Source organism: Streptomyces sp. NRRL S-37 (assembly GCF_000721605.1).
Taxonomy (GTDB): Bacteria; Actinomycetota; Actinomycetes; order Streptomycetales; family Streptomycetaceae; genus Streptomyces.
Map to the genome: position 1 here is coordinate 116,305 of NZ_JOIZ01000021.1, position 23,058 is coordinate 139,362.

The following is a 23,058-nucleotide window of genomic DNA, read 5'->3' on the forward strand; positions in this document are numbered from 1 at the left end:
GCTTGTTCCACTACGCCGTGGTGTGTGCCTCTTATTCAAGACTGTCCCATCCGGCGGCGCGTCTCCGCCGACGCCGCGCGTGGCGCGCGTACGCGGCTTGTCACACACATGGCCCCAACGAAAATGCGTGGCCGGGGGTGTGGCGGGCGCACTAGGCTCCTGCGTTTTGGTGCCGGATGCGGGAGGGGGGCGGGGCGTGGGCTCGGCGCGCTTGTATCTGGCGGTCGCGGTGGGGGGTTTCCGGCGGTACGCGTCGTACCGGCTGGCGACGGCGGCCGGGGTGTTCACGAACACGGTGTTCGGGCTGATCCTCGTGTACACGTATCTGGCGCTGTGGGAGGAGCGGCCGGGGCTCGGCGGGTACGACCAGGCGCAGGCGGTCACGTATGTGTGGCTGGGGCAGTGTCTGTACGCGACGCTGGCGATCCAGGGCGGGGGTGCCGAGAGGGATCTGATGGAGCGCATCCGTACGGGTGAAGTCGCCGTCGATCTGTACCGGCCGGTGGATCTGCAGGTGTGGTGGCTGGCGGGTGACGTGGGCCGGGCGGCGTTCCAGTTGCTGGGGCGGGGGGTGGTGCCGTTCGTGTTCGGTTCGCTGTTCTTCACGATGGCGCTGCCGGCGGAGGTGGCGCCGTGGCTGGCGTTCGCGGTGACGCTGCTGCTGGCGGCGGTGGTGAGTTTCGCGATCCGCTATCTGGCGGCGCTGAGCGTGTTCTGGCTGATGGACGGCATGGGCGTCAACCAGGTGCTGATGATCACGGGGGTGTTCTTCTCGGGCATGGTGCTGCCGCTGAACGCCTTCCCGGGCGGGCTGGGCGAGGTCGCGCGGGCGTTGCCGTGGGCGGCGCAGATCCAGGTGCCGGCGGATGTGCTGATGGGGGAGCGGGATCCGTGGGGGGCGTTCGCGTTCCAGGCGGTGTGGGCGGTGGTGCTGCTGGCGGCGGGGCGGCTGCTGCAGTCGGTGGCGACGCGGCGGGTGGTGGTGCAGGGTGGGTGAGCGGGGCGCGGTCGTGGAGGGGCTGCGGGCGTACGGGCTGATCGCCGGGATGTGGGTGCGGTCCGGGATGACCTACCGTGCGTCGTTCGTCTTCACGGTGTTCGGGAACCTGCTGATGACGGGCCTGGACTTCGTGGCGATCCTGCTGATGTTCTCGCAGGTCGACTCGTTGGGCGGCTGGTCGCTGCCGGAGATCGCCCTGTTGTACGGGCTGTCGGTGACGGCGTTCGGGATCGCGGACCTGCTGCTGGGCTCGATGAATGTGCTGGGCGCGCGGATGCGGGACGGTTCGTTCGACGTGCTGCTGGTGCGTCCGGTGCCGGTGCTGGCGCAGGTCGGCGCGGACCGTTTCGCGCTGCGCCGGCTGGGCCGGGTCACGCAGGGCGCGGTGGTGCTGGGGTGGGCGCTGGCCGCGGTCGACGTCGACTGGAGTGCGGTGAAGGTGCTGCTGGTGCCGGTGATGGTGGTCAGCGGCGCGGCGATCTTCTCGGCGGTGTTCGTGGCGGGCGCGGCGTTCCAGATCTTCGCGCAGGACGCGGCGGAGGTGCAGAACGCGTTCACGTACGGGGGGACGACGCTGCTGCAGTATCCGCCGAGCGTGTTCGGGAAGGATCTGGTGCGCGGGGTGACGTTCGTGCTGCCGCTGGCCTTCGTCAACTGGGTGCCGGTCGCCCATGTGCTGGGCCGGCCGTATCCGGTCGGTCTGCCGGGGTGGGCGGTCTTCGCGTCGCCGCTGGTGGCGGTGGGCTGTGGTGTGCTGGCGGGTCTGGCGTGGCGGACGGGTCTCAGGTCGTACCGGAGCACGGGGAGTTAGCGGGACATGGATGAGGATTTCATCGAACTCGACGGTGTGGAGAAGGTCTTCGACGTCCGCAGGAAGACCGGTTTCCTGAGGCGGGAGCGGCACCGGGTGCGGGCGGTCGACTCGGTCTCGTTCACGGTGGCGCGGGGGGAGATGGTCGGCTACATCGGTCCGAACGGTGCCGGGAAGTCGACGACGATCAAGATGCTGACGGGGATCCTCACGCCGAGCGGGGGCCGGCTGCGGGTCGCCGGGATCGACCCGTCCCGCGAGCGGACCCGGCTGGCGCACCGTATCGGGGTGGTGTTCGGGCAGCGTACGACGCTGTGGTGGGACCTTCCGCTGATCGACTCGTACAAGCTGATGCACCGCATGTACCGCATCCCGGACGCCCGGTACCGGGAGAATCTCGGCCGGCTGACCGAACTCCTGGATCTGGGGGAGCTGTTGGAGGTGCCGGTGCGTCAGCTCTCGCTCGGGCAGCGGATGCGCGGGGACATCGCGGCGGCGCTGCTGCACGATCCGGAGGTGCTCTACCTCGACGAGCCGACGATCGGCCTGGACGTCGTCTCCAAGACCAGGGTGCGGGACTTCCTGCGGCGGTTGAACGCCGAGCGGGCCACGACGGTGCTGCTGACCACCCATGACCTGCAGGACATCGAGCAGTTGTGCTCGCGGGTGATGGTCATCGACCACGGGCGGCTGGTGTACGACGGTGCGCTCACCGGGTTGCACGAGGTGGGGGAGAGCGAGCGGACCCTGGTGGTGGACCTGGAGCGGGAGCTTCCGCCGATCGAGGTGCCGCCGCCCGCGCGGGTGGTACGGGTGGAGGGGCCCCGGCAGTGGCTGGCGTTCCCGGCGTCGGCGTCGGCGGCCGAGCTGGTGGCGCGGGTGGCGGAGCGGTATCCGCTGGTGGACCTGTCGGTACGGGAACCGGACATCGAGGCGGTGATCGCGAGAATGTACGAGGAGCGGGCCGGGCGGGCTCTCTCGTAGCCGGGCGGCGGAGACACCTCGTAGGCTGCTGGTATGACCGATGACGCAGCCGTCCCGGACCTCCGCGCCTCCGACGCCGACCGTGAGCGGGTCGCCGAGATCCTGCGGGACGCCCTCGCGGAGGGCCGCCTCGACATGGAGGAGTTCGAGGAACGGCTGGACGCGACGTACAAGGCGCGCACGTACGGGGAACTGACGCCGATCACCCGCGACCTGCCGGACCAGGGGACGTCCGCACCGGTCGTGTCCCTCACCAAGCAGCCGGAAGAAAGCGGCACTTGGCGCGACCGGATCGTCGGCGGCGACGACGCGGGCACGTCGTCGTGGGCCGTGGCCGTGATGTCGGGCTTCCAGCGCAAGGGCCGCTGGACGGCGCCGCGCCGCTTCAACTGCTTCGCCTTCTGGGGCGGCGGGGAGATCGACCTGCGGGACGCGTACTTCGCGGACCGCGAGATCGTCATCAACGCGGTCGCGATCATGGGCGGGGTGGAGGTGATCGTCCCGCCCGGTGTCGAGGTCGTCGTGCGCGGCATCGGCGTCATGGGCGGCTTCGACCACCGTGAGGAGGGCGTACCGGGTGAACCGGGCGCCCCGCGCGTGATCGTCACGGGCTTCGCCTTCTGGGGCGGGGTGGGCGTGGACCGCAAGCTCCCCCGCGCGGAGAAGCAGCGCCTGCGCGAGGAACGCCGCAGGGAGAAACTGGAACGCAGGCAGGAGCGCCGCCGCGAACTGGAGGACTCCCACCGGGACCACCTGGACCTCCACCCCCGCCGGGGGGAACACGAGCCCCACGGCCGCGACGACCGCTGAGCCGGCCCTTTCAGCCCCTCCGGCGTTTGAGGAGCGGGGTCCGGGGCGGAGCCCCGGTTTCGGGACGGGAAGGGGCGGCGGGGGCGAAAAACCCAACCCTCGCCCCCTGCGACCTACAACCGCGCCGGAGCCCCACCCTTCAGATCATCCAGATCAAAGACCTCCGCCATCCGGGCATACCCCCGGTCACTCGGATGAAGATGATCCCCGGAGTCGTACTCCGAACGGAACCGTCGCGGATCGTACGAATCCCGAACCGCCTCGTCGAAGTCGACGACCGCGTCGAACACCCGCCCCGCCCGGATCTCCGCGTTGATCACCCGCCGCACGTCCTCCCGCGCGCCGGTGTACCCCCGATGCCCACGGAACGGCATGAGCGTCGCCCCCACGACCTTCACCCCCCGCGCGTGCCCCCGCGCGACCAGCTCCTCCAGCCCCGCGACGATCGCGTCCGGATCACCCGCCCCCGGATGACGCAGGATGTCGTTGATCCCGAGCACCACGACGACGACCTTGACGTTCGTCCGCCCCAGCACGTCCCGCTCGAACCGGTTCAGCCCACTGGGATTCTCCGCGGGCCGCCCCAGCCCGTCCGTGAGCACCCGGTTCCCGCTGATCCCCTCGTTGACGACGCTGTACCGCGGCACGTCCCGCCCGTCGGCGACGGCCGACCGCAGCCGGTCGGACAGCACGTCCGGCCACCGGCTGTTCGCCCCGGTCGTCGAGGTGACGCCGTCCGTCAGCGAGTCACCGAGGACGACGACCGTCCCGTCCGCCTCGTCGCTCAGCACGTCCAGCGCGGTCACGTACCGCCAGAACGTGCTCTGTCCGGTGTACGCGGCCCCGGTCGTGTCCCGGGTGTGCTCGCCGTCGGCGACGTACGAGATCTGGCGCGCGTGCCGGTGATAGGTGACCGGACCGGAGGGGGTGGGGGAGTACGTCGTGATCAGGACGTCCCCGTCGTGCGGGACGGCGATGCGCACGACGTCGCTGACCACCTGCCCGCCCGCCGGGATGACGACCGTCGGGCTCCCGGTGAAGGTCAGCGGCCGCATGGTCTCCGCGAGCGCCGCCGCCGTGTCCGGGTCCGCGGACACGGCGATCGAGGCGTGCGTGAGGGTCAGCGGTGACTGGCCGTACAGGTTGGACAGCGTGACGCGGGCGCTCGTACCGCCGGCGCCGGTGTGGACGACGTTGCGCACCGAGCGGCCCGCGAGGCCCGTCGTCTCGGTGCCGGGTTCGCCCCCGACCGGGGAGGTGGCCCAGGAGCCGGCCCAGGTGCCGGTGGAGGCGGGCGCGGCCGGGCCGTTCCGCGCACCATGGCCACCGGCGACGGTGCCGCGCTCCCGTGTACCGTCGCCGTCTCCGACGCCGGCACCGGCGTAGATGGCGGCGGAGACCGCCAGGACCGCGGCGACGACCGCGGCGAGCAGGGCACGCTGCTTGGCGGGAGGCGCCTGCGGGCCCCCGTCACGACCCCGGGTCATGCTGTCTGTTCTCCTCGGACGACGGGAGCGGGAGGCTCCGATCTGATGAACCCATGATGATCCACGGGCGGGGAAGACTCACACGAGGGACCGCTGCGGAACCCCTAGGTGATCCCCCTGGACAAACCCCCTCCGAACAGACGCCGGGAACTCCTGTCGCGTTCCAGGAGTCGGTCAGGAAGGGACAATGTGTGAGAGATCACCGGACGGGTGGAGCGGATGGAACGGACCGGCACGACAGAGGAAGCGGAAGCGGCGAAAGCGGCGGTGACGGCGGAAAGCGCCGGCCGGAGCGCCGAAGGCCGGCATGCCCGCACCGGAGCCTTCACCAACCGCGCGATGAACACGTTCAGCCCAGCGGACGAGGAGAAGCGGCGCGGGGTGCGCCGGATGAAGCTCACCGCCACCGGCCTGCTGCTGTTCGTCGCCGTCGTCTACGTCCTCGCCAAGTGGGCCTCCCACCAGGGCGCCGGCCCCTGGGCGGGCTATGTCGCCGCCGCGGCCGAGGCCGGCATGGTCGGCGCGCTCGCCGACTGGTTCGCCGTCACCGCCCTCTTCCGTCACCCTCTCGGCCTGCGCATCCCGCACACCGCGATCATCCCCACCAAGAAGGACCAGCTCGGCGTCTCCCTCGGCGATTTCGTCGGGGAGAACTTCCTCTCCGAGGACGTCGTACGGCAGCGGCTGCGCGCCGTCGGCATCGGCAGCCGGCTCGGCGCCTGGCTTTCCGTCCCGGAGCACGCCGACCGGGTCACCGCCGAACTGTCGGCGGCCCTGCGCGGTGCGCTGACCGTGCTGCGCGACTCCGACGTCCAGGCGGTGGTCGGCGAGGCCATCACCCGCCGCGCCAACGCCCAGGAGATCGCGCCCGGCACGGGCAAGCTGCTGGAGCGGATCGTCGCCGACGGCGGCCACAAACGGGCCGTGGACGTCATCGTCAGCCGCGCGCACGACTGGCTGGTGCTGCACGGCGACACCGTGATGGACGCCGTCCACGGGGGCGCGCCCGGCTGGACCCCCAGATTCGTCGACCGCAAGGTCGGCGAGCGCGTCTACAAGGAGCTGCTGCGCTTCGTCACCGAGATGCGCGACATGCCCACCCACCCGGCGCGGGGTGCCCTGGACCGCTTCCTCACCGACTTCGCCTCCGACCTCCAGTCCGACACCGACACCCGTGTCCGCGTCGAACGCCTCAAGAGCGAGATCCTCGGCCGGGGCGAGGTGCAGGACCTGATCGCCTCCGTGTGGACGGCCGTACGGTCCATGATCGTCTCGGCGGCGGAGGACGAGCGCAGCGAACTGCGCCTGCGCGTGCGTGCCTCGCTGCTCTCGCTCGGTGCCCGGATGTCGCTCGAGCCCAAGGTGCGGGGCAAGGTCGACGGCTGGCTGGAGAGCGCGGCGGTGTACGTGGTCACCACCTACCGCAAGGAGATCACGTCCCTGATCACGGACACGGTGGCGAGCTGGGACGCCGAGCACACCACGAAGAAGATCGAGGCCAACATCGGCCGTGACCTCCAGTTCATCCGCATCAACGGCACGGTGGTCGGCTCCCTCGCCGGCCTGCTGATCTACACGGTGTCACGGGTCCTGGGGGCGTAGCGGTTGCCCGCACCTCTCGGGGTGGCCCGCCGAGAGTGTCCGCGGGCGCGGCGTAGTTGTTCGCGCAGTTCCCCGCGCCCCTGGGGGTGGCCTGCTGAGAGTTTCCGCGGGTGCGTCGTGGCCGGTCGCGCAGTTCCCCGCGCCCCTGGGAAGCGCCCCCACCGTGGCTTCCCCCTCCCCCTCGCCTTCCCGACCAACGGCGACAGCAACGCCCTCAGGGGCGCGGGGAACTGCGCGATCAACCCCAACGCACCCGCAGGAACCCACGACGGGCCGCTCCCCCAAAGGGGCGCGGGGAACTGCGCGAACACCCACGAAGCCCCGCCGGGCCCCACCGCACCCCCGGCGCTGAAAGGCAAGCGTGAAACCCCCACCCAAGGGCATACGGAGTTTCGCTTCGTCAGGGAGGGAGCCCATGACCACCGCGCACCCCGGGACCGGACACCGCACCATCACCACCCGCATCCCCGCCCGTCTGGACCGCCTCCCGTGGTCCCGCTGGCACTGGACCGTCGTCATCGGCCTCGGCACCGTGTGGATCCTCGACGGCCTGGAGGTCACGGTCGTCGGCAACATCGCGAGCCGCCTGTCCGAACCGGGCAGCGGACTGCCCATCACCTCCGGCGAGGTCACCGGCATCGCCGCCGCCCTCTACGTCGCCGGCGCCTGCGCGGGCGCCCTCTTCTGGGGCCGGCTGACCGACATCTGGGGCCGCAAGAAACTCTTCATGATCACCCTCGCGGTCTACCTCGCTGCCACCGCCCTCACCGCGGTCGCCTTCGACACCTGGTGGTTCTTCCTCTTCCGCTTCCTCACCGGCTTCGGCATCGGCGGCGAGTACGCGGCCATCAACTCCGCGGTCGACGAGCTGATCCCGGCGAAGTACCGGGGCCGCGTCGACCTGCTGATCAACGGCAGCTTCTGGCTGGGCGCGGTCGGCGGCTCCCTGCTGTCGATCCTGGCCCTGAACACCGACGTCTTCCCGGCGAACGTCGGCTGGCGCCTGACCTTCGCCCTCGGCGCCGTCCTCTCCCTGGTCATCCTCCTCGTACGCCGGCACGTCCCGGAGAGCCCGCGCTGGCTGCTGATCCACGGCCGTGACGAGGAGGCGGAACGCATCGTCGGTGACATCGAGCGCCGGGTCGAGGCCGAGCGGAACGAGCCGCTGTCCGACGTCGAGGACGAGCTGACGATCCACCAGCGCGAGAACGTCACGTTCACCGAGATCGCCCGCACCGTCTTCGCCAAGTACCGCAAGCGCTCCGTCCTCGGCTTCTCCCTCTTCATCGGCCAGGCGTTCCTCTACAACGCCATCACCTTCGGCTTCGGCGCGATCCTGACCACGTTCTTCGACGTCCCGTCCGGCAGTACCGGCTACTACTTCGCCGTCATCGCGGCCGGCAACTTCCTGGGTCCGCTGCTGCTCGGCAGGCTCTTCGACACGGTCGGCCGCCGGGTGATGATCTCCGGCACGTATCTGCTCTCGGGCCTGCTCCTTTTCGGGACGGCCTGGCTGTTCGACCGTGGCTCGCTCAGCGCCACCACGATGACGGCCTGCTGGTGCGCGGTCCTGTTCTTCGCCTCGGCCGGCGCGTCCAGCGCCTACCTGACGGTCTCCGAGGTCTTCCCGATGGAGACCCGGGCCATGTCCATCGCCTTCTTCTACGCCCTCGGCACCGCCGCCGGCGGCATCAGCGGCCCCCTGCTGTTCGCGAAGCTCACGGAGTCGGGCGTGGTCGGCGACACGGTCCTGGCCTTCCAGATCGGTGCAGGGCTGATGTGCGCGGCGGGCCTGGTCGCCGTGTTCCTCGCGGTGAAGGCGGAAGGCCGCTCCCTGGAGGACATCGCGGCCCCGCTGTCGGCGGCCGGGGCGAAGGCGGGGGCGGCGGGAAGCTGACCGGGCCGCGGGGCCGCGGCGGGACCCTTGTCGGACACCGGACGGCGACATCAGGCCACTGGTCTTTGAAAGTGCAACTACCCCCTTGTTCGAGGATCGTCACACGGGTGACACTCGCTGACGGCGGCCGGCCCCCTCGGCCCGGTGGTCCGGGCCGGCGGGAACGCCGTACCGCCTCGTGCGTCCCCATGCCCTCGATCATGGAGGTACCGATGAAAACAAGCCGTCGCGGGGCCGGATTACTCCTCGGTCTGTCCTCGGCCCTGACGTTCTCTCTCCTCGGCGCGTCCCCGGCGTCCGCCTCGACCTCGACGTGGACGCTGGAGGCCGAGGGGCAGGAGTTGTGTGTCCGTGGTGGGTTCTCATGGACGTACGCCTTGTCCCCGGTGTCCGGAAGCTGGTCGAAACCCATCACGACCGGCATCCGCAACCTGCCGGGCAAGTCCTCCGCCAACCTGGGCCGTCAGATCATCCCCCCGGGCACGAACGAACGTGACCCCGCTGACGGCAGCCTGCCCGTCAACGGCTACGTCTTCTTCTCCCTGGGGCTGGCGCCGGGCGGTGAGTACACCGCCGAGATCTACGCCACCGACGGCGAGCGGACCGAGACCGACCAGCTGAAGATCGTCTACCAGGACGAGTACTGCCAGTAGGCCCCGCGGAACGATCCTGAGCCATGGTGCCCGGGCACCCGGTCCGTCGGCCGGTCAGCCCGTCGGCCGGTCAGCCCGTCGGCCGGCCGGCCCGGGCATCATGGCGCGGTCGCCGGAACACCGTCGCGCGGCCGCCCTCCCTCAGCCCCGTCCCCGCCGGTCCGCCACCGCCCACGAGGCGAGCGCCACGGCGCCGGCCACCCCGAACACGGCGGGCCAGGCGCCCACCTTCTTCGCCAGCGGGTGCGACCCGGCGAACGCGGCGACGTACGCCACCGACAGCGCTCCCGCCGCCCGGCCCCCGGCCCGCTCCCGCCACTGCTGCGCGGCGGCGGCCCCGGCGGCGGCGAGGACGACCCCGCCGAGCTGCCGCTTCCGGGTCCAGCGGGCCACGCCGTACCCGCCGACGAGTCCGCTCGCGGCCACCACGGAACTGGGAACCTTCGTCATGCCTGCTGCCTCCTGCCACTGCCCCCGGCCCGCCGGGCCGGGGTCGTCCGGACTCCGAGGCTAGCGCTCCCGGAGGCGGTCCCCGCGCCCAGGTCCGCCGCCACCCGTGTGACACAACCTGAGTCCAGGCTTGTCAACTTTCCTCCACCGAGCTATATAAGAAGGCAAGACCGTAAGGGCATCGCACCGATGAACCCACGGAAGGAGATGACCGTGATGCTCATGCGTACCGACCCGTTCCGCGAATTCGACCGACTCGCGCAGCAGGTCTTCGGCGCCACCGCCACCGGCCGCCCCTCGGCGATGCCGATGGACGCCTACCGGGCGGGGGACGACTTCATCGTCCACTTCGACCTCCCCGGCATCGACCCCGAGACGATCGACCTCGACGTCGAGCGCAACGTCCTCAACGTGCGCGCCGAGCGCCGCTCCCCGGCTCCCGAGGGCGCGGAGACCGTGGTCGCCGAGCGGCCCACCGGCACCTTCACCCGCCAGCTCTTCCTCGGCGACACCCTGGACACGGAGCGCATCGACGCCTCGTACGAGTCCGGTGTCCTGACCCTGCGCATCCCGGTCGCCGAACAGGCCAAGCCGCGCCGCATCCAGATCACCGGCGGCGACAGCCGCAAGCAGATCGGCGGCTGACCCCCCCTCGCGGGGCCCGCGCACCCCGCCCACCCCACGCGTCCCGCGGACCCGCACGGTCCGCGGGACGCGCCCCCGCGCACATCCGGCCCGCAGGACGGCACATGCCCGGCAAGAACCGGGGCATGCGAGAACCGGAGACCGGGGCACTGGAGAACCGGAGAAGGAGAGAAGCACCGGATGACCACGCTGACACCGCAGAAGCCCGCGACCTCGAAGCCGGCCGGAGGCGTCCCGGCCCCGGCCGCAGCGCCCCGGGACGACAGCTGGCATCGACTGATCGACGCGGTGAAGGAGTCGGGCCAGTACCCGACACGCGCGCAGGCGGAGAGCGTCACCCGGATCGTCCTCTCCGCCCTCGGCGGTCACGTCGTCGGCGACGAACGCGTCGACCTGGCCCGCGCCCTGCCCGAGGAGGCGGCCAGAGTGATCGCCTCGCAGATCCCGGTGACCCGAGAGATGACCGCCGCGGAGTTCGTCGACTCGGTGGCCGCCCGTATCGAGGGCGCGACCCCGGCGACCGCCCGCTGGGACGTCAGCTCGGTCCTGAGCGTCCTGCCCGACCTGGTCGGCGACGCCCTGGTCACCCGCGTCCTGGCCCAGCTGCCGCCGGGCTACGCCCTGCTCTTCGGCCGCGCGGAGCTGTCCCTGGCGTGACGGCCGGGCCACGGCCCCTGCATACACCCCCGCACAGCAGAAAACCGCCCGACGTGACCCGGCCCCGGACCCGTGTCCGGGGCCGGCTCATGTCCGGATCCCGCCACCGCCCGCAAAACGGTTCGACGCCGCCCCTCCCCACCCGCCACCCTGTGGGCCGGACATCACACCGACCGACCGTCCCCGGAGGACCGTTGAACCCCACCATCCGCCACATCACCTTCGACTGCACCGGCGACCCCTACGACCTCGCCACGTTCTGGAGCGCGATGCTGGGCAACCCGCTCGCCGACGACGACAAGCCCGGCGACCCGGAGGCCCTGATCGCGGACCCGTCCGGCGGACCCGGTCTGCTCTTCGTGCGCGTACCGGAGGGCAAGACCGCCAAGAACCGCCTCCACTTCGACCTCAGGCCGACCGGCCGCACCCGCGCGGAGGAGGTCGCCCGCGCCATCGGACTCGGCGCCCGTCAACTGGCCGACCACACCCGCCCCGACGGCGGAGGCTGGGTCACCCTGGCAGATCCCGAGGGAAACGAGTTCTGCGTGGAGCGCGGCGACCTGGACTGAACCGGGGGCCCGACGGCCGGAGCGTACGTTCGTACACCCGGGAGTGTACGATCGTACGCATGCCGACGGACGACTACTTCGCGAACGACCCGCGCACGAATCTGGAGCGCATGCTCGCGGGCGACCTGTACATCGCCGACGACCCGGAGATCGCCCGCCGCCAGCAGCGCGCGATGCGGCTCGCGGCCCGCTACCAGGCCGCCTACCCCGAGAACCCCACCGAGGCGAGGCCGATCCTGACCGAGCTCCTCGCCTCGGTGGGCGAGGACGTCGAGGTACGCCCCCCGCTGTACGTCGACTACGGCAGCAACATCAGCATCGGCGCCCGTACCTTCGTCAACTACAACCTGACCGCCCTGGACGTCGCACGGATCACCATCGGCGAGGACTGCCAGATCGGCCCGAACGTCCAGCTCCTGACGCCCACCCACCCGGTGGAGCCCCAGCCCCGCCGGGACAAGCTGGAGGCGGCCCTGCCCATCATCATCGGCGACAACGTCTGGCTCGGCGGCGGCGCGATCATCTGCCCCGGCGTGACCATCGGCGACAACTCCGTCATCGGCGCCGGCGCGGTGGTCACCAAGGACATCCCCGCGAACGTCGTGGCCGTCGGCAACCCGGCCCGCCCGGTCCGCACCGTCTGAGCCCCGACCGCGAGCCATGGCCACCGGACACACCGACCCCCGCCGCCGCGAGCGCATCCTCGCGGCGGCGCTCGACCTGATCGCCGAGGAGGGCGTGGCGGGCGTCTCCCACCGCAAGATCGCCGCCCGCGCGCAGGTGCCGCTGGGCTCGATGACGTACCACTTCACCGGCATCGACGACCTGCTGCTCCAGGCCCTCACCGGCTACGCCGACCACGTGGTGACCCTCTTCGAGCACCACCTCACCGGCGCCACCACCCCCGACCAGGTCCGGGAAGCGGTCACCGACCTGATCCACACCCTCTCCGAGGGCCCCCGCCGCGACCTGATCCTCGTCCAGGAGCTCTACACCCTGGCCGCCCGCCACGAGCCGTACCGCGCCCTGTGCGCCCGCTGGATGCGCCGCAGCCGCACCCTCCTGGAACAGCACTTCGACGCCGCCACGGCCCGCCGACTGGACGCCCTCATCGAGGGCCTGCCCCTCCACCAGGCCCTGGACGACACCCCGCCCGACCGCGCACTGACCCGCGAGGCGGTCTCCCGTATCACCGCGGACACGTAACCGGCTTCCGGCCCCGGGGGCCGCCCCCACGGACGAGCCCCCGGGTCCCCAGGCCCCCGGGTCCCGTCAGGACGGGAGGGCGCCGAGCTGACGCAGTTGCGTGAAGACGTCGACGACCCCCCGGAGCTCGGTGATCCGCCCGTCCGCGAAGCGGAAGATGAAGATCTCGCCGTAGACGACGGACTTCCCGGTGGGCGGCAGCCCCCGGTACTCGCCTCGATGGGTCCCGGTCACCGTGTTCCTGCACACGACCTTGTCCCCCTCCGTGATCGTCTCCTCGACGGCGACATGCAGGTCGGGGAACGCCCGCAGCAGCACCTCCCACACCCGCTTCAGCGCTTCCGCACCCGTCACGCCCATCGGTACCGGCGCGTGGAAGAGCAGGTCGGGCGCGACGAGTTCGTCGACGGCCTTCGCGATGACCTCCGGATCGCCGCTGTTCACGGCGGAGTGGAAACGGTCGAGCACCGCCGCGTTGCTCGCTTCCGGCATACGGACTCACCCCTGTTCTCTGCTGGACACTGCCTCAGCGATATGACGACACGGCCGCCGCGCATGTGACACGACGCGCGGGACGACACCGGATCGTCCTCCCCGCCGCTGCCCGGCCGTCCTCCCTGTGGGTGAGCGACGGCTGCCGCACCGGCACACGTCCGGGTGAACGTGTACGCTCCGCGCCGGTGTTCGGCACGGCCCCCCGCAGGGGCCGTGGGCAGCCCTGTCGCGGGCCACGGAACGTCCGACGGCCGCGCGGAGCCCCGGACGGCCCGTGACGGAGCCGCCGGATCCCCTCGTCCGGCGTCGCTACGATCTGCGCCGCTGTGGGCCGATGCCTCCGCACTCACCGCCATGCACGCGATCGACCTGCCGTTATGCAGCGATGCAGGCGGCGTGGACGCCCGGCCGTTCCGCACGACCACGGGGAGAGACACATGGCGCACGAGCCGGAGGTCCAGGACCAGGGGCGACGGCCGGGGGAGCGGCTGGCGCGACTGCTGCGACGCTGGTGGGAGGAGGCCGGGAGCACCGCGCCCGGCGGCACACGGCCCACACAGCAGGCACTGGCCTCGAAACTGGGCATCGACCAGACGACGCTCTCCCGCTACCTCAACCCCAAGCACGCGTCGACCGCGCCACCGAGGGTGGTGGAGGCGCTCCACACCCACCTGCGCGCCCCGGCGGCGGAGCTGGAGCGGGCACGGGAGCTGTACAGGGCGGTGCTGGAGGAGAGCAGCGGCCAGGCGGCGGCGGCCGTCGGCAACGTCCCGGAGCCCGCCGGCACGGCCGGTGCCGTGGCCGACGCCGCGGACGGCACGGACGGGCGCGGCACCCCGGGCCGGCCGGAACGCTCCCGGTGGGTGCTGCCGGCCCTGGTGGCCGCGGTGACGGTACTGGCCTTCATCGCCGGGGCGGTCGTGCGCGACCAGTACGCCCCCCGCCCCGAGGCCGCGGCCGACAGCGTGGCGGCCGGCGCCGTCCCGGTGAGCGGCGCGCCGCTGGAGTGGCCGCTGCTGAAGAAGCGGAAGGAGGACCAGTTCACCCCCGGCCGCGCCCTGCAGCACCTGCTGAGGGCGCACGGCTACGAGGTGAGGACGGACGGGTTCTTCGGGGACGAGACCCAGGAGGCCGTCATGGACTTCCAGCGCAGGAACAACCTGTCGTCCGACGGCAAGGTGGGCAAGGACACCTGGCCCGAACTGGTGATCCCCCTCGGGCGCGGAGCCGACGGGCACGCGGTCCTGGCCCTCCAGGAACTCCTGCACAACACGGGCCAGGGCGGCACGGAGGTGTCGGGGAAGTTCACCGCGGCGACCGCCGAGGACCTGAAGTACTTCCAGCGCCACCACAGCCACCACGGCCTGCGGCCGAGCGGCAGGGCGGACGTCGACACCTGGCTGGCCCTGCTGGTGTTCCAGCGTCCGCCGTCCGCCGCCCCCACCTACCAGAGCCCCACGAGCCCGCCACCGTCCACACCGGCATGAGCGAACCGGGCGGCCCGCCCGCGTGAGGCGTCCGCGCGGGGGCGGGCCGCCCGTGTGAGACGTCGGTACGGGGGCGGGCCGCCCGTGTGAGGGGCCGTACGGACGGGCCGCCCGCCTACGTGGGAGTCCGTACGGCCCGCCCGCCCGCATGCCGCCCGCCCTCCCGTGCCGCATGATGCGCGACTTGCCCTCCTGGCAGGCATAACCACAGGTCAGGCCCCCTCCCCGCAGGCTGCACGGAGCCTGCATGGATGCGCCTGTGCAGACCCCCCGGAATGTCTTCCCGCACCCCGTTCCCACGGTCAGTCTGGTTGCTGTGCCCGGCGCTCCCCGGCCACCCCGATCCGCCCTCGTCGGCGGACGGCGTGCCCGGGGCGTGGCGCCGGTGCGCTTCCTGACCACTCTCCACCCGAAGGGGTACCTCCATGTCCGCTGTCCGCAAGTCCGTCATGTCCGCGCTGTCGACGATCGTCCTCGCCGGTGGGCTCGCCTTCGGCACCGCCGGCACGGCGAGCGCCGCCACCTGCCCGTCCACGGCGTCCCCGAAGATCGACGGCGCGGTCGCCGCATGGTCCCTGAGCTGCGTGAGCGGCGGCGTGCGGGTGTCCGGCTGGCTCGAGGACATCCGCATGGACAACAAGTGCGCCTTGGTCCGCATCGTCGGCGGCAACGGCGAGTACCGCACGAAGCAGGCATGCGGCTCCGGTGTCCGCGAGCAGTTCGACTTCACCTTCGGCGGGACGGACTCGGCCCAGGTGCGCCTGGCCATCGCCTGAACCCCGCTCCGGGGCGGGCGGTGACGCCCGCCCCGGAGCGTCCGGGGGTGCGCGCCCGCCCGGCGGGGGAGCCCGGGCGGGCGCGCACCCCGTGCCCGCACGACCGGCGGAACCGGCCGCGAGGAAAGAACGAGGAACGAGGCAGGCACGTGAACGCGAACAAGGGCCCCCTGCGCGACCTCCTCACGGCGTGGACGGTGATGACGGCCCTGGCCCTCACCCCGCCCGCCCTCGCGGGCACCCCCGCCGGAGCCGGAGCCGGAGCCGAGACCGGGACCTCCGGCATCACGACGGCCTCGGTGACGGCGAACGACCGCGAACTCCCCGGCACGATCCCGGAATCCGCGCGGCCCGAGGGACCCCTCAGGCCGCCGTCAGCGCCGCCAGGGCGCGCTCCATCGCGGCGTTGAACTCCTCCGGCGCCAGCGGCAGCCGCGACTTGACGTCCCGGCTCCACTGGTCGGCGAGGACCTCGGCGGAGCCCGCCTCGACACCGTCGAGCGCCGCGTCGGCCAGGTCCGACGGCGCGATCTTGGCCACGGGCCAGCCCGCCGCCATGTCGGTGTCGGCCAGGCCGAGGTGCACCGCCGTGACGAGCGTGCCCTGCTCGGCGAGCTCCAGGCGGACGCCGTTGGTCATGGCCCACGCGGCGGCCTTGGTCAGGTGGTAGGCGCCCGCGCCCCTGCCCCCGAACCACGACATGGCGGAGAGGACGTTGACGATCGTGCCCCCGCCGTTCCCGGCGAGCACCGGCGCGAACTCCCGGACCATTTCCAGGTGACCGAACACGTTGGTCTCCATCTCGCGCCGTACCGCGTCCGGCGAACCGGTCACCAGGTCGGTCCCCGTACTGATCCCCGCGTTGTTGACGAGCAGTGAGACGTCCGGGGCCGCCTCGGCGGCGGCCCGCACGGACGCGGGATCGGTGATGTCGAGGGGCAGCACCTCGACCCCGGGCAGGTCCACGGACTCCGGCCGGCGGGCCGTCGCGTAGACCTTGCGGGCGCCCCGTGCGAGCAGGCGCTGGGCGAAGGCGCGGCCCAGGCCGCGATTGGCTCCGGTGACAAGGGCGACTGAGTTGTTGATGTCCATGCCCGGTACGCTAAAAGTTGACGTCAACGTCAAAGGCAAGTGCCGGCCGTCAGAACCGGGGTGAGGGGCGTCACCATGACCGTCACGGAGAGCGCGGCCGGTCGGCTCGTCCGCATCGGCGAGGTGGCGCGGGCCGCCGGTGTCTCGACACGCGCCGTGCGCTACTACGAGCAGCAGGGGCTGCTCTTCTCGGAGCGCAGCCCGTCCGGCCAGCGCCTCTACCGGCAGGACGCCGTCACCCTGGTGCACTTCTTCCAGCAGATGTTCGCCGCCGGCCTGACCAGCCGGAGGATCGCGGAACTCCTTCCGTGCTGGGACTCCGGGCACACCGACGCCGACCAGCGCGCCATGCTGCGCGCCGAGCGCGACCGCATCCAGGCCAAGGTCGACGAGCTGCAGGCGGCCCTGGACCGCCTCGACGAGGTCATCGCGATCACGGACACGCACCCGTAGGCGACCGCGTCGAGGTCCGTCCCCACGTCGGGACGGGAAGGCGCCGCACGCTCCGGTGGGCGGTGAGGAGCGAACCGGTCCGGCCCCGGGCCCGGTCGGCTGTGCGGGGGTCGCTCCGGGCCCTCACCCCCGGTGGGGAGCGCCGGTGCTTCAGGTGCGGTCGAGGAAGCCGGCGATCAGCGGGGCGATCTCGGGCAGGTGCGTTTCCAGGGCGAAGTGGCCGGTGTCGAACAGGTGGAGCTCGGCGTCGGGGAGGTCGCGCAGATAGGCCCGGGCGCCGGCCTCGGTGAAGAACGGGTCACCGACGCCCCAGGTGATGAGGGCGGGCGGGGTGTGCGTGCGCAGCCAGGACTGCCACCGGTCGTAGCGTTCGAGGTTGGACCGGTAGTCGAAGGCCAGCGCCACTTGAGCGTCCTTGCGGCCGGGGAGGTCCAGGAAGTGCTGGTCGAGGGTCCAGCCGTCGGGGGCCAGCAGCTCCGGGCCGGGGACCCCGGTCTCGTACTGGCCGCGGGTGCCGGGCAGGGTGAGCAGGTCGCGGACGGTCTTCTCGGCACCGGGGGTCTCGGGGCGCAGTGCGATGAAGTCGCGGGCCGCGTCCGACAGGCCTTCCTGGTAGGCGTTGCCGTTCTGCACGACCAGGCCGGCGATCCGCTCGGGAAGCCGCTCGGCGAGGCGGAAGCCGACCGGGGCACCGAAGTCGAACATGTACATGGTGAAGCGGGTCAGGCCGAGCCGCCGTACGAAGCCTTCGGTGATGTCGGCGAGACGGTCGAAGGTGTGGACGAAGCCGTGCGGGACCCGGGTGTGACCGAAGCCGGGGTAGTCGGGGGCGACCAGGCGGTAGTGGGAGCCGAGGACGTCGATCAGCCGGCGGAACTGGTGCGAGGCCGACGGGAAGCCGTGCAGCAGCAGAAGCACGGGGGCGTCCGGACGCTCGGGAACCGACTCGCGGTAGAAGACGCGGACGCCGTCGACCTCGAGATGACGGTGAACGATGCGGGCCACCGGTAAGCGAACCATGACTAACCCCTTCTCTCGCTGACGATGCATTAGAAGTATCGTCCGACTGGCTAACGTGTCAAGCGTTGCCGGTACCATTAGGAGCATGAGTGGTCCCGTCCCCCTGACCGGGGAGCCCCTGGCCCTGGACCTGGTCAACACCCATCCGTCCGTCGGCGACCTGCTGACCGGCCCGGACGCCCTGCGCGCCTGGCTGCTCCTGCAGGCCGGCCGGTCCCCCGAAGCGCGGGAGTTCGCCACCGCCGGACTCACCGACGCCGACCTGAAGGCCGTACGGGAGATCCGCGCGCACACGGCCCGCGCGCTCGACCGTGCCCGCGCCGGCGAACAGCCCCCACCGGAAGCGCTGGACGCGCTCACCCGAGCCCAGGGCGCCGCGCCCGCCGTCCGCGCACTGGACTGGAACGGCACGGCCGTCACCGCCACCCCCCGCCGCACCGGCCCGACCGCCGCGCGGCTGGCGGCCTGGCTGGCCGAAGCCGCCGCCGACCTGCTCACCGACCCGGCGATCACCACGGTCCGCTCCTGCGCGGCCGAGGACTGCTCCCTGCTGTTCCTGCCCGCCCACCCCCGTCGCCGCTGGTGCTCGGCCGCCCGTTGCGGCAACCGCGTCCGCGTCGCCCGCCACTACCAGCGCCACCGCACCACCTGACGCCCCGTGCCGGCCGGCGGGATCACGTCGAGGCGGCTCCGAACCGGCCGGGGAGGCCGAAAAGCGATGCTTGACGTTTCAACATGATTGTTGTGAGCATGCAGTGACGTTCTGAGATCGGAGTCCTTCATGCGTCTGAAGTCCCTCGCCCTCGCCGCGATACCCGCGGCCTTCCTCGGTGTCATGGCATCCGCGCCCAGCGCGTCGGCGTGGTCCACCGGGAACTGCGAGACGGGCACGTTCTGCGTCTGGCCCGAGTACTGGTACGGCGACACGGACATGGAGCCGTCGCTGGTGACCGACGACGAATGGTCCGGCAGCGCTCTCGGCCACATCTTCTACAACCGGACGTCCCAGGACGTCGCGATGACGTACGTCATCGTCGGCCACGAGGACCAGGGGCCCCAGACCTCGTGCGTCTCCAGCGGCCACGGCAGCTACTTCACGATGCCCATGTACGTCACGGACATCGCCTGGCGCGAGGACGACGGCAGCCCCTGCTGGTGACCACCCCGAGCGAGGCGTCGTTTCCGGCGGCACCGGAGCGGGACGAGTGTCCCCGGCCCACGGCTGGGGACGCCTCCGGGGAGAGCCCCCACCGCTGACAGCCAGGACCAGTGGCGGGGCTCCACCGCGAAGGGGGCCGGGCCGAGCGAAGGCATGGGCGACGATGTGCGGGTGTTCTACGAGGACCTCAGCGCGTACGACTACCTGGACGACGACACCTTCACGGACCTGGAGTCGGGCTTCTACGGACTCTGGTACCGCCCCGCGTACACCCGCCTGAACGTCGGCTGGCTGGAGGCCGGCAAGCCGTACGCGACGGGCCCGGTCCCCGAGGCGTTCGTGGAGAAGCTGGAGGCCGTCCAGCGGGTCCAGTGGATGAACGTCTGCCTGGGCGTGCACGAGTGCGACCTGTGCCCGCCGGGGGACGAGCCGCCCCCGGAGGGCAACGGCGAGCTGCGCATCCCGGCCACCCCCGGCCTCGCCTACGCCGCCCCGTACCTCATCACGCACTACGTCACCGCCCACGCCTACCGCCCGCCCCGGGCCTTCATCGACGCCGTCCTCGCCGTCGACACCGACGCGTGGGTCTCCGCACGATGGCCCGACGTGCCGTTTCCCTGGGTGCCGGAGGACGCGGAGCGCATGGTGGAGTAGGTGCCGGGGCGCCGTTGAGGCTCCGCCTCGGATGGACGACGTCCGTTTCGCAGAGCCGGCCGGGTGTTCCCGGCCTGTGCCGGGACGGGCCAGGAGCACAGGTCCAGCGGCTGTGTGAAGCTGCATCCCACGGACATCGATTCCTCGAACGCACGGCCAGGCTGACCCCCCTGCGGGTGATGTCCTGACCCGGCCGGGACGCTTCCAGCAGCATGGCGCGATGGCGACCTTGACCCGTCTCCGTATTGCCTGATGCGCTGGGCCAGTTGGGCGCTGGAAATCGGGGGAAACAGGTGATCGCAAAGCTGTCCGGGCCGGGCGCGGACGCGTGGACGGCCCGCGGATGAGGGCGCGGCGCGGGGCGGTGATCGCCGTCGTCGCCGCCGGCGGTGCCGTGACGACGATGCTCGTGGGGCTCGTGACCAACGCGGTGTCCGAGTCGCAGTGGCCGGGCTGGCTCGGATGGCTGCAGGAGCACGCCTGGCTGTCGTTCGTCGTACTCGGCGCTGCCATGGTCGGGTTGTCCGTGCTCCTGGCGGCCCTCTCGGAGACCGGCACACCCACAGGAGCACCACGCGCTCCCTCACCGGGACCGGACGACGGAACACAGCCCCCGGGAGCAGCCCTGGTCCTGCGCTCCTTACCGCGTGACACGGCGGCCTTCACCGACCGCGGTGCCGAACTGGACGCACTGGTGCGATCCGTGCGGGAGTCCCAGGACAACGGCACCGCCCTGCCCGTCCACGTGATCGACGGGATGCCCGGCGTCGGCAAGACGACCTTCGCCGTCCACGCGGGGCACGTGCTGTCCGAGCGCTTCCCGGACGGGCAGCTCTTCGTGAACCTCAACGGGCACACGACAGGCCGCGCTCCGGTGCAGGCCACCGAAGCCCTGGCCTCGCTGCTGGCGGCGACCGGCGTGCCGTCGCAGCAGATCCCCGTGGGCGACGACGAGGGCGCGGTCGCCGAGGCACGGGCCGCGATGTGGCGCAGCCGCCTAGCCGGAAGGAAAGCACTGCTCATCCTGGACAATGCGGTCAGCTACCGCCAGCTGGAACCGCTGCTCCCGGGAGGCCGTGACTGTCTCGTCCTGGTGACCAGCCGGAAGCGGCTGGCGGCGTACGAGGAAGTGGTCGTGTCGGTGGACGCCCTGCCGCCGGACCACGCGGTCGACCTCTTCGTACGGCTCAGCGGCCGGCCGCCGGAATCACTCGACCGCGGGGTGATCCAGGAGCTGGCCGCGCAGTGCGGACACCTCCCCCTCGGCATCTCGCTGCTCGCGGCGCGACTGCGTCACCACCCGTCGTGGAGCGTGCGGGACCTGCGCTCACGGCTGGTGGCCGCCGGTGACCGGCTGGGCGAGTTCAGGGCCGGGGAACGTGGCATCGCGGCCACCTTCGAGCTGTCGTACCGGGATCTGGAACCGGGACGGCAGCACTTCTTCCGCTGCCTCGGCTGCTATCCCGGAACCGACCTCGACGCCCCTACGGGGGCGGCCCTCGCGGCGGTCCCGGTGAGCGCCGCGCGGGAGCACCTCGATGCCCTGTACGACGCCCACCTGATCGACGAACACCCCGGAAACCGTCACCGGCTGCACGATCTGCTGCGCGACTACGCCCGCGCTCTCGCCGACGAGGAAGGCACCATGGAACACACCGAGGCAGTGCGGCGTGTGGGGACCTACTACCTGACCGCCCTCGCCGCGGCCAACCGGCACATCCTGCGGGGCGGCGCCCCCGCACCCACGGTCCCCGACGGCGGTGCCCGCCTGGAGACGCCGCCTCTGACGTCCCGCTCCGAGGCGCTGGGCTGGCTGGAGGACGAGCGGGCCAATGTCCTGGCCTGCATCCGCCGTGCGAACGGGCTGGGGCTGCACGGACTGGTGGTCCGCATGGCCGCGGCCATGGCACCGTTCCTGCGGCAGGCCGGACCGTGGGACCAGGCCGTCGGCCTCCACCGAACGGCAGTGGAGGCCGCCCGGCAGACCGGCGACCGCCGTGCACTGGCGGCGGCGCTCACCGAGTCGGGCGTCATCCGGCGCTTCATGGCCGCCTACCCCGAAGCGATCGAAGCCCTGGAGCAGGCGATCACCGAGTACGAGGCGGTGGGCGAGAAACGCGGCAAGGCCGAAGCCCTCAACCAGCTCGGCATCGTCCGGTACATGATCGCCGACAACGAGGCGGCGGCCGAGGCGCAGACCGAGTCCCTCAGCCTCTACCGGGAGGCCGGTGACCGGCTCGGTCAGGCGAACGCCCTCGCCGACCTCGGTATGGTGCGCCGGCAGAGCAGCCGCTTCGACGCGGCCGTGGAAGCACAGAGTGAAGCCCTGACGCTCTACCGCGAGCTGGGCGACCGCTACGGAGAAGCCAACTCGCTGCGCGACCTCGGCATCGTGCACGGCCTGATGGGCGACTACGCGGCGGCGGCGCGCTGCCAGCACGAGGCGCTGGAGATCTACCGCTCCCTCGACGACCGCGTCCACCAGGCCTACGCCCTCAACGAACTCGGTGTCGTGCACCGGCTCACCGGCGACTTCGCCCAGGCACGCCTGATGCACGCCCGGGCTTTGGAGCACTACACGGAGCTCGGAGAACGCTTCGGCCAGGCGAACAGCGTCCGCCACCTCGGGACACTCGACCGGATGGAGGGCCGGGCGGCCGAGGCCGTCACCCTGCTCGAACGGGCACTGGACACCTACCGCGAACTCGGCAGCCGCGGCGGAGAGGCAGTCACCCTGGGAGAACTGGGGGCAGCACGCGCGCTGGCAGGAGAGGAAGAAGGCGCCGCCACGGCGTTCGGGCAGAGCCTTGTGATCCTGCGCGCCCTCGGTGACCGCTGCGGTGAGGCCCAGGTCCTGAACCACTACGGAGACCTGCTGCGCGCCTCCGGCGACCCGACGGCCGCCCGCAGCCACTACACGGACGCCTTACGCCTGGCCAGGGAGGTCCGCTGTCCCCTCGAGGAAGGGCGGGCGCTGGAAGGCGTGGGCCGCTGCGACCGCATGACCGAGGGCCCCGCGCGTGCCGCGGAATCACTGCGCCAGGCACTGGAGATCTTCCGGCGCCTGGGCGCGGACACCGCGGCCGACACCGTACAGGCGCTGCTCGCCGCGCAAACGGGCTGACCGGGAACCATGGCCGGATTCCCCGTG

At 71.9% G+C, this 23,058-nt stretch carries 24 protein-coding genes; 19 read left to right on the top strand and 5 right to left on the bottom strand.

From position 1 onward, the window contains the following. The first annotated feature begins 196 nt into the window (after nucleotides 1-196). Genes IH50_RS0129135 through IH50_RS0129150 form a run of 4 tightly spaced genes read left to right on the top strand, consistent with a single transcriptional unit; the run spans nucleotide 197 to nucleotide 3,605 of the window. Nucleotides 197-997, top strand: coding sequence for an ABC transporter permease (locus tag IH50_RS0129135; protein WP_037873078.1), 801 nt, complete (start codon nucleotides 197-199; stop codon nucleotides 995-997). A 49-nt stretch (nucleotides 998-1,046) separates the two neighbouring features. Then, complete coding sequence (locus IH50_RS0129140; RefSeq protein ID WP_420709139.1) at nucleotides 1,047-1,811, top strand: ABC transporter permease; 765 nt, start codon at nucleotides 1,047-1,049, stop codon at nucleotides 1,809-1,811. A 6-nt stretch (nucleotides 1,812-1,817) separates the two neighbouring features. Continuing rightward, nucleotides 1,818-2,795 (top strand): ABC transporter ATP-binding protein, encoded by a 978-nt coding sequence (locus IH50_RS0129145; RefSeq protein WP_030868701.1) that lies wholly within the window; start codon nucleotides 1,818-1,820, stop codon nucleotides 2,793-2,795. Nucleotides 2,796-2,828: 33 nt separating this feature from the next. After that, complete coding sequence (locus IH50_RS0129150) at nucleotides 2,829-3,605, top strand: DUF1707 SHOCT-like domain-containing protein (protein WP_051767488.1); 777 nt, start codon at nucleotides 2,829-2,831, stop codon at nucleotides 3,603-3,605. Between the two features lie 113 nt (nucleotides 3,606-3,718). Here IH50_RS0129150 and IH50_RS0129155 read toward each other — a convergent pair whose 3' ends face one another. Then, nucleotides 3,719-5,092 (bottom strand): SGNH/GDSL hydrolase family protein, encoded by a 1,374-nt coding sequence (locus IH50_RS0129155; RefSeq protein ID WP_030868705.1) that lies wholly within the window; start codon nucleotides 5,090-5,092, stop codon nucleotides 3,719-3,721. A gap of 210 nt (nucleotides 5,093-5,302) precedes the next feature. Here IH50_RS0129155 and IH50_RS0129160 point away from each other — a divergent pair, with 210 nt between their 5' ends. The 3 genes from IH50_RS0129160 (at nucleotide 5,303) to IH50_RS0129170 (ending at nucleotide 9,244) form a co-directional block, all read left to right on the top strand. Beyond that, on the top strand, nucleotides 5,303-6,694 hold the full coding sequence (locus tag IH50_RS0129160; protein WP_420709135.1) for a DUF445 domain-containing protein: 1,392 nt from the start codon (nucleotides 5,303-5,305) through the stop codon (nucleotides 6,692-6,694). A 415-nt stretch (nucleotides 6,695-7,109) separates the two neighbouring features. After that, nucleotides 7,110-8,591, top strand: a complete 1,482-nt coding sequence (locus IH50_RS0129165; RefSeq protein ID WP_030868711.1) for an MFS transporter — start codon at nucleotides 7,110-7,112, stop codon at nucleotides 8,589-8,591. A gap of 212 nt (nucleotides 8,592-8,803) precedes the next feature. Then, entirely contained in the window at nucleotides 8,804-9,244 is a 441-nt protein-coding gene (locus IH50_RS0129170) for a DUF5980 family protein (RefSeq protein WP_030868716.1), read from the top strand. Nucleotides 9,245-9,385: 141 nt separating this feature from the next. On the opposite strand, the gene IH50_RS0129175 is transcribed toward IH50_RS0129170, so the two are convergent. Then, nucleotides 9,386-9,694, bottom strand: a complete 309-nt coding sequence (locus IH50_RS0129175) for a hypothetical protein (protein WP_030868719.1) — start codon at nucleotides 9,692-9,694, stop codon at nucleotides 9,386-9,388. A 216-nt stretch (nucleotides 9,695-9,910) separates the two neighbouring features. Here IH50_RS0129175 and IH50_RS0129180 point away from each other — a divergent pair, with 216 nt between their 5' ends. The 5 genes from IH50_RS0129180 (at nucleotide 9,911) to IH50_RS0129200 (ending at nucleotide 12,771) form a co-directional block, all read left to right on the top strand. Then, nucleotides 9,911-10,339 (top strand): Hsp20/alpha crystallin family protein, encoded by a 429-nt coding sequence (locus IH50_RS0129180; protein WP_030868722.1) that lies wholly within the window; start codon nucleotides 9,911-9,913, stop codon nucleotides 10,337-10,339. Nucleotides 10,340-10,519: 180 nt separating this feature from the next. Continuing rightward, nucleotides 10,520-10,996: a DUF2267 domain-containing protein gene (locus tag IH50_RS0129185; protein WP_030868724.1), complete on the top strand. Its 477-nt coding sequence runs from the start codon at nucleotides 10,520-10,522 to the stop codon at nucleotides 10,994-10,996. 194 nt (nucleotides 10,997-11,190) lie between these two features. Next, entirely contained in the window at nucleotides 11,191-11,565 is a 375-nt protein-coding gene (locus IH50_RS0129190; protein WP_030868727.1) for a VOC family protein, read from the top strand. 59 nt (nucleotides 11,566-11,624) lie between these two features. Then, nucleotides 11,625-12,209, top strand: a complete 585-nt coding sequence (locus tag IH50_RS0129195) for a sugar O-acetyltransferase (RefSeq protein WP_030868731.1) — start codon at nucleotides 11,625-11,627, stop codon at nucleotides 12,207-12,209. Between the two features lie 16 nt (nucleotides 12,210-12,225). Then, entirely contained in the window at nucleotides 12,226-12,771 is a 546-nt protein-coding gene (locus IH50_RS0129200; RefSeq protein ID WP_030868733.1) for a TetR/AcrR family transcriptional regulator, read from the top strand. Between the two features lie 66 nt (nucleotides 12,772-12,837). Here IH50_RS0129200 and IH50_RS0129205 read toward each other — a convergent pair whose 3' ends face one another. Beyond that, on the bottom strand, nucleotides 12,838-13,263 hold the full coding sequence (locus IH50_RS0129205) for an ester cyclase (protein WP_030868735.1): 426 nt from the start codon (nucleotides 13,261-13,263) through the stop codon (nucleotides 12,838-12,840). Between the two features lie 440 nt (nucleotides 13,264-13,703). On the opposite strand from IH50_RS0129205, the gene IH50_RS0129210 reads away from it, so the two are divergent. Together IH50_RS0129210 and IH50_RS0129215 are read left to right on the top strand one after the other, a co-directional pair. Then, nucleotides 13,704-14,753 carry a peptidoglycan-binding protein gene (locus IH50_RS0129210; RefSeq protein ID WP_037873080.1) on the top strand — a complete coding sequence of 350 codons (1,050 nt, stop codon included), beginning with the start codon at nucleotides 13,704-13,706 and terminating at the stop codon, nucleotides 14,751-14,753. Between the two features lie 425 nt (nucleotides 14,754-15,178). Beyond that, nucleotides 15,179-15,529, top strand: coding sequence for a hypothetical protein (locus IH50_RS0129215; protein ID WP_030868741.1), 351 nt, complete (start codon nucleotides 15,179-15,181; stop codon nucleotides 15,527-15,529). Between the two features lie 363 nt (nucleotides 15,530-15,892). Here the strand turns inward: IH50_RS0129215 and IH50_RS0129225 are convergent, their stop codons facing one another. Next, nucleotides 15,893-16,621: an SDR family oxidoreductase gene (locus tag IH50_RS0129225; RefSeq protein ID WP_030868747.1), complete on the bottom strand. Its 729-nt coding sequence runs from the start codon at nucleotides 16,619-16,621 to the stop codon at nucleotides 15,893-15,895. 75 nt (nucleotides 16,622-16,696) lie between these two features. Between IH50_RS0129225 and IH50_RS0129230 the strand changes: the two genes are divergently transcribed. Next, nucleotides 16,697-17,074, top strand: coding sequence for a MerR family transcriptional regulator (locus IH50_RS0129230; protein WP_030868749.1), 378 nt, complete (start codon nucleotides 16,697-16,699; stop codon nucleotides 17,072-17,074). Between the two features lie 150 nt (nucleotides 17,075-17,224). Here the strand turns inward: IH50_RS0129230 and IH50_RS0129235 are convergent, their stop codons facing one another. Next, nucleotides 17,225-18,094: an alpha/beta fold hydrolase gene (locus IH50_RS0129235; RefSeq protein WP_030868752.1), complete on the bottom strand. Its 870-nt coding sequence runs from the start codon at nucleotides 18,092-18,094 to the stop codon at nucleotides 17,225-17,227. 85 nt (nucleotides 18,095-18,179) lie between these two features. On the opposite strand from IH50_RS0129235, the gene IH50_RS0129240 reads away from it, so the two are divergent. From IH50_RS0129240 to haaT, 4 genes are all read left to right on the top strand, one after another. Continuing rightward, nucleotides 18,180-18,746, top strand: coding sequence for a CGNR zinc finger domain-containing protein (locus IH50_RS0129240; protein ID WP_030868754.1), 567 nt, complete (start codon nucleotides 18,180-18,182; stop codon nucleotides 18,744-18,746). Nucleotides 18,747-18,875: 129 nt separating this feature from the next. Beyond that, a complete protein-coding gene (locus tag IH50_RS0129245) occupies nucleotides 18,876-19,253 on the top strand; it encodes a hypothetical protein (RefSeq protein ID WP_051767489.1) in 378 nt (125 codons plus the stop codon). 153 nt (nucleotides 19,254-19,406) lie between these two features. Then, the gene (locus tag IH50_RS0129250; RefSeq protein ID WP_234328255.1) at nucleotides 19,407-19,907 is read left to right on the top strand and encodes a hypothetical protein; all 501 of its coding nucleotides are present in this window, start codon (nucleotides 19,407-19,409) and stop codon (nucleotides 19,905-19,907) included. A 343-nt stretch (nucleotides 19,908-20,250) separates the two neighbouring features. Continuing rightward, complete coding sequence (gene haaT, locus IH50_RS0129255) at nucleotides 20,251-23,031, top strand: cyclophane-containing RiPP biosynthesis TPR protein HaaT (protein WP_030868761.1); 2,781 nt, start codon at nucleotides 20,251-20,253, stop codon at nucleotides 23,029-23,031. Nucleotides 23,032-23,058: the final 27 nt, after the last annotated feature.

Excerpts from the sequence above, each read along its gene's own strand:
- IH50_RS0129140 (WP_420709139.1), top strand. The coding sequence starts at position 1,047 with ATGTGGGTGCGGTCCGGGATGACCTACCGTGCGTCGTTCGTCTTCACG.
- IH50_RS0129145 (WP_030868701.1), top strand. The coding sequence starts at position 1,818 with ATGGATGAGGATTTCATCGAACTCGACGGTGTGGAGAAGGTCTTCGAC.
- IH50_RS0129150 (WP_051767488.1), top strand. The coding sequence starts at position 2,829 with ATGACCGATGACGCAGCCGTCCCGGACCTCCGCGCCTCCGACGCCGAC.
- IH50_RS0129155 (WP_030868705.1), bottom strand. The coding sequence starts at position 5,092 with ATGACCCGGGGTCGTGACGGGGGCCCGCAGGCGCCTCCCGCCAAGCAG.
- IH50_RS0129165 (WP_030868711.1), top strand. The coding sequence starts at position 7,110 with ATGACCACCGCGCACCCCGGGACCGGACACCGCACCATCACCACCCGC.
- IH50_RS0129170 (WP_030868716.1), top strand. The coding sequence starts at position 8,804 with ATGAAAACAAGCCGTCGCGGGGCCGGATTACTCCTCGGTCTGTCCTCG.
- IH50_RS0129175 (WP_030868719.1), bottom strand. The coding sequence starts at position 9,694 with ATGACGAAGGTTCCCAGTTCCGTGGTGGCCGCGAGCGGACTCGTCGGC.
- IH50_RS0129180 (WP_030868722.1), top strand. The coding sequence starts at position 9,911 with ATGCTCATGCGTACCGACCCGTTCCGCGAATTCGACCGACTCGCGCAG.
- IH50_RS0129185 (WP_030868724.1), top strand. The coding sequence starts at position 10,520 with ATGACCACGCTGACACCGCAGAAGCCCGCGACCTCGAAGCCGGCCGGA.
- IH50_RS0129195 (WP_030868731.1), top strand. The coding sequence starts at position 11,625 with ATGCCGACGGACGACTACTTCGCGAACGACCCGCGCACGAATCTGGAG.
- IH50_RS0129200 (WP_030868733.1), top strand. The coding sequence starts at position 12,226 with ATGGCCACCGGACACACCGACCCCCGCCGCCGCGAGCGCATCCTCGCG.
- IH50_RS0129205 (WP_030868735.1), bottom strand. The coding sequence starts at position 13,263 with ATGCCGGAAGCGAGCAACGCGGCGGTGCTCGACCGTTTCCACTCCGCC.
- IH50_RS0129210 (WP_037873080.1), top strand. The coding sequence starts at position 13,704 with ATGGCGCACGAGCCGGAGGTCCAGGACCAGGGGCGACGGCCGGGGGAG.
- IH50_RS0129215 (WP_030868741.1), top strand. The coding sequence starts at position 15,179 with ATGTCCGCTGTCCGCAAGTCCGTCATGTCCGCGCTGTCGACGATCGTC.
- IH50_RS0129225 (WP_030868747.1), bottom strand. The coding sequence starts at position 16,621 with ATGGACATCAACAACTCAGTCGCCCTTGTCACCGGAGCCAATCGCGGC.
- IH50_RS0129230 (WP_030868749.1), top strand. The coding sequence starts at position 16,697 with ATGACCGTCACGGAGAGCGCGGCCGGTCGGCTCGTCCGCATCGGCGAG.
- IH50_RS0129235 (WP_030868752.1), bottom strand. The coding sequence starts at position 18,094 with ATGGTTCGCTTACCGGTGGCCCGCATCGTTCACCGTCATCTCGAGGTC.
- IH50_RS0129240 (WP_030868754.1), top strand. The coding sequence starts at position 18,180 with ATGAGTGGTCCCGTCCCCCTGACCGGGGAGCCCCTGGCCCTGGACCTG.
- IH50_RS0129245 (WP_051767489.1), top strand. The coding sequence starts at position 18,876 with ATGCGTCTGAAGTCCCTCGCCCTCGCCGCGATACCCGCGGCCTTCCTC.
- IH50_RS0129250 (WP_234328255.1), top strand. The coding sequence starts at position 19,407 with ATGGGCGACGATGTGCGGGTGTTCTACGAGGACCTCAGCGCGTACGAC.
- haaT (WP_030868761.1), top strand. The coding sequence starts at position 20,251 with ATGAGGGCGCGGCGCGGGGCGGTGATCGCCGTCGTCGCCGCCGGCGGT.